Origin of the sequence: Persicitalea sp., assembly GCF_041751555.1 — a bacterium.
Lineage (GTDB): Bacteria > Bacteroidota > Bacteroidia > Cytophagales > Spirosomataceae > Persicitalea.
The window spans coordinates 1-3,568 of sequence record NZ_JBGSXF010000193.1 but is presented as its reverse complement, the minus strand read 5'-3'; the positions used below and the strand labels follow the sequence as shown (position 1 = coordinate 3,568).

Sequence of the window (3,568 nt, the reverse complement as noted above, 5' to 3'; positions counted from 1 at the left end):
CGAAAGTACCTGCGTCAGCAGCACGGTGCGACTGGTGGTTTGGCGGCGGGCGCGTTCGAGTTTGTCGTAGAAAACCGGATTCTCGAACTGATACAAATCCAGTTGCGCCGCGTGGTGCACCAGATCGACGGAGGTTTTGTTCGCTACCAAATCGCCCAGCAAGCTGTCGCACAAGCCAATCATCCGACTCAGCAAATCCGAAAAGACCGTCAGCCCCAGCTCCGCCGCGACCATCGTCCACAGGTACCGCTGCGAGCCTCCATCGGCGATAAGCCGAATCACCTCGTCGATAATCTCTTTCCCGATGTACAGCATCACGACCGGAAACCCGGCTTTTAGCAGCCGAAACACGACGTTACCGATCGTCAGCGGCTTGTTGGTGTTCCAGACCAGCCGAAAAAACGGCGGCAAATTCTGCAAAGCCGAAAACCGTTTGCGGAGCGATTGGGAAGTGGAGTCTTTGGGCGGGAGGTTGGGACGCAAATGAAACGAAACTTAATGTGTTTCAAATAATCGTTTGCGTTGGGGAAAAGTTCGGGAAAGTGTTCGTACTTTGGCTAAGTACTCGTGCTGACTACCTGACTACGATAAGATAAAAATAAAAGACTTATGACGATCAAACTCATTCATAACGAAGCCGACTACCAGGCTGCCCTCACTAGAATCCGCGCATTATGGAAAGCCGAGCCGAATACCGCTGAGGCGGACGAATTGGAAATTTTGGCCATGATTGTCGATAAGTACGAGGAAGAACATTTTCCCATCGAAGAGCCTGACCCTATCGAATAGCTCAAGATCAGGATGGGAGAGCTGGGGCTTTCGCAAGAGGATTTGGTGCCTTATATCGGAAACAAAGGTAATGTGTCAAAGGTACTCAACCGGAAGCGGACACTTTCCTTGCAGATGATCCGCAATTTGCACCGAGGACTCAATCTTTCTTTGGAAGCACTTATTGCTGAACCTGGTGCTGCCAGCCATTTATAAAGAACAACATCCCCGAAAGGAAGGCTGTGGGTCACAGCCTTTACCTTTGGGATTAATGAATATTCCAACCATTCTTCACTACTAAACCCACGGGCTAGGGAACGGGCTTGGGGCTGAGTCTGGCCTATGATATTGTAAAGGCGTATGGGGGGGAGCTATCATGTAAGTCCTCTGACCAACAAGGAACAGAGTTTCTTATTACATTATTAATATAAGATTAAATAAATCATAAAACTTCCTCCGAGTACCAGGAAGCGTAAACAGGAACAGTGCACACCGAGGGTACTTTAAATGTGCTCAAAGACTTAATTTGGAATCTTGCTTTCATAGGTAATTCTTTGACCCTAATGGACTTTGGCCGAAAGTGGAACTCACGCAAACACCCACACAAAAAACTTGTAACTCAACCAAGCCAAGGCACCCAATAACACTACAAGTACCAGCATCACAGGTACTACGATCTTCCACGCGCCACCTTTATGGCGGTCTTCCACGTAATGCTCGCGCATGAGCTTCATGTTGCGGATGTTTGCCTTAAAAGCCACATCAAAAATATCCCCCAAAATAGGAACGGAGCCAAGAAGCGCATCGATCACGATATTGAGAGCCATCCGGGCCACCACAAATCCGCTGGCCCCGTTTTTGGCTAGGATGGTGATCATATACCCGGAAATAGCGAGGGTAGCGAAATCGCCAACCCCCGGTACGAGTCCTACCAGCGCATCCAAACCGAATTTGATATTGGTACCGGGAATGGTAAATCGGGAATCCATCCATTTGGCCATGGACTCTACATTGGCTACGGCTGAGTTTTCCTTTGAGACTTCTGGCATTTCTAAAATAGTATTTTGATTTGAAATCTTCAGTACTAATAGTGTGCCGCGCGAGTGGATAAATGCCCCAACAGCGGGTAGAATAAGTGCAGGATGACACTTTTCTGACTGGAGACCTCTAAGAATGAATTTCTTTCCCAAAGTACATTTCCACCTCCCCCCCAATAATAAGCAAATGAATAGAAAACAGCGTATTCAGCGGGTCATAATGATTCTCGTTTGCATTGCCTTGACTACAACAGGTTATGGTCAGCAGGTTTCAAGATCAGCCACGGCGACCCCATTAATGGATATACTGCATCTGTACACTGCACCCGATGTCCCAAAACTAGGCCCGGCTGAAACTCTGGTCGAACCGCGAAAGTTTGACGCAGTCCCGGTACCCGACGACCTGCCGGGCAACGGATTGGCCCAGCACCCGATGCTGTACTTTGGGGAATGTTACAACATCCTATACCTCATCAATAAGGGTAAAGTGATTTGGACGTACTCTACGGGCGGCGGCTGTGAATACGACGATGTTTGGATGCTTTCCAATGGCAATATCTTATTTTCCCGGATGCAGTACATCGCTATCGTGAATCCCAAGAAAGAGGAGGTGTGGCGCTACGATGCCCCCAAGGGTACCGAAATACACGGGTGTCAGCCTATTGGTTTGGATAAAGTACTTTTTGCGCAAAACGGCCTTCCTGCCAAACTTATCATAGCTAACATTAACACCAAACAATTCGAGGTAGACCACGTTCTTCCTACCGATTCAGCTAACGTTCATGGCCAATTTCGGCGCATACGCATGACTGAGAAGGGTACGTACCTCGTTCCTTTCTTGACGATGAAGCAAGTGGTCGAGTACGATAAAGATTTCAATGAAATTTGGCGTTACGACATATCAACCCCCTGGGCTGCCATTCGCCTGAAGAACGGCAACACGCTGATTACTGACGAAAAAGACATTTTGACCCGAGAAGTGAACCCCGCTAAGGAAATCGTCTGGGAATTGCGCCCTACGGACTTGCCCGAAAAATACCGCTTCATCAACACCCAAAGTGCCACGCGTTTGGCCAACGGCAATACTATTATTTGCTCGCGCGGCGGAAATGGCAAAGGACCGCAGTTGGTGGAAGTGACCCCGGATAAAAAGGTAGTTTGGGTGCTGTGGGATTGGAAGACGCTGGGGCCGGCTACGGCCGTGCAGATACTCGACGATCCGGGTTATCCCGAGATCCCGGGACAATCGGAGCATTGAGCATTTTGCATCAATTTTTACAAAAAAACTATTCAAATCTCTCCTAGCGCCTTTACCAACTTCTCCGTTTCCTCAACCGAAGTCGCGGGAAAATTCGCAATTCTGACCTGCGAGTTCTTAAATTCCCCGTAGCCACTACCGATGACCATACCTTTTTCTTTGAGCTTACCAATGATCGTGGCTGATTCTATTTTTGTATTGGCTACCACAACGGTTTGGGATTGCAGACGCGGTACTTTCACCGAAGCTTCGAAGTTTTCGTGCTTCTTCACCAGATTATACAGTAAGCCCGATTTGCGTTCGGTTTCTTTCCGTAGTTTCTCGACGCCGATGCGGTTGAAGTCCTCAGCAATTTTTCCCAAAGTATAGATCGCCAGCACGTTGGGCGTGGCGGGTGTTTCGTGTTTCTGGGCAAACTTCCAAAGCGTAGGCAAATCATGGTGCGCACCGATAGTCAGATTGTCGTACTGTTTCAAGCGTTCGGCTTTGGCGAGGCACTTTTCAC

At 48.6% G+C, this 3,568-nt stretch carries 5 protein-coding genes and 1 pseudogene; 3 read left to right on the top strand and 3 right to left on the bottom strand.

Annotated elements, in window-relative coordinates:
- Positions 1 to 483 (bottom strand): annotated as a pseudogene (locus ACEW8P_RS06805) (ABC transporter ATP-binding protein); the annotation flags it as partial.
- Between the two features lie 126 nt (positions 484 to 609).
- On the opposite strand from ACEW8P_RS06805, the gene ACEW8P_RS06800 reads away from it, so the two are divergent.
- Both ACEW8P_RS06800 and ACEW8P_RS06795 read left to right on the top strand, forming a co-directional pair.
- Positions 610 to 789: a hypothetical protein gene (locus ACEW8P_RS06800; RefSeq protein ID WP_373512343.1), complete on the top strand. Its 180-nt coding sequence runs from the start codon at positions 610 to 612 to the stop codon at positions 787 to 789.
- Positions 790 to 1,091: 302 nt separating this feature from the next.
- The gene (locus ACEW8P_RS06795) at positions 1,092 to 1,199 is read left to right on the top strand and encodes a hypothetical protein (protein ID WP_373512342.1); all 108 of its coding nucleotides are present in this window, start codon (positions 1,092 to 1,094) and stop codon (positions 1,197 to 1,199) included.
- Positions 1,200 to 1,355: 156 nt separating this feature from the next.
- Here the strand turns inward: ACEW8P_RS06795 and ACEW8P_RS06790 are convergent, their stop codons facing one another.
- Complete coding sequence (locus ACEW8P_RS06790; RefSeq protein WP_373512341.1) at positions 1,356 to 1,817, bottom strand: DUF4112 domain-containing protein; 462 nt, start codon at positions 1,815 to 1,817, stop codon at positions 1,356 to 1,358.
- A gap of 286 nt (positions 1,818 to 2,103) precedes the next feature.
- Between ACEW8P_RS06790 and ACEW8P_RS06785 the strand changes: the two genes are divergently transcribed.
- The gene (locus ACEW8P_RS06785) at positions 2,104 to 3,063 is read left to right on the top strand and encodes a hypothetical protein (RefSeq protein WP_373512340.1); all 960 of its coding nucleotides are present in this window, start codon (positions 2,104 to 2,106) and stop codon (positions 3,061 to 3,063) included.
- Between the two features lie 32 nt (positions 3,064 to 3,095).
- On the opposite strand, the gene ACEW8P_RS06780 is transcribed toward ACEW8P_RS06785, so the two are convergent.
- A partial coding sequence (locus ACEW8P_RS06780) for an aminotransferase class V-fold PLP-dependent enzyme (protein ID WP_373512339.1) occupies positions 3,096 to 3,568 on the bottom strand: 473 nt, incomplete at its 5' end.

Bases quoted from the DNA above. Each gene is read 5' to 3' on its own strand.
- ACEW8P_RS06785 (WP_373512340.1), top strand. From the start codon at position 2,104: ATGGATATACTGCATCTGTACACTGCACCCGATGTCCCAAAACTAGGC.
- ACEW8P_RS06790 (WP_373512341.1), bottom strand. From the start codon at position 1,817: ATGCCAGAAGTCTCAAAGGAAAACTCAGCCGTAGCCAATGTAGAGTCC.
- ACEW8P_RS06800 (WP_373512343.1), top strand. From the start codon at position 610: ATGACGATCAAACTCATTCATAACGAAGCCGACTACCAGGCTGCCCTC.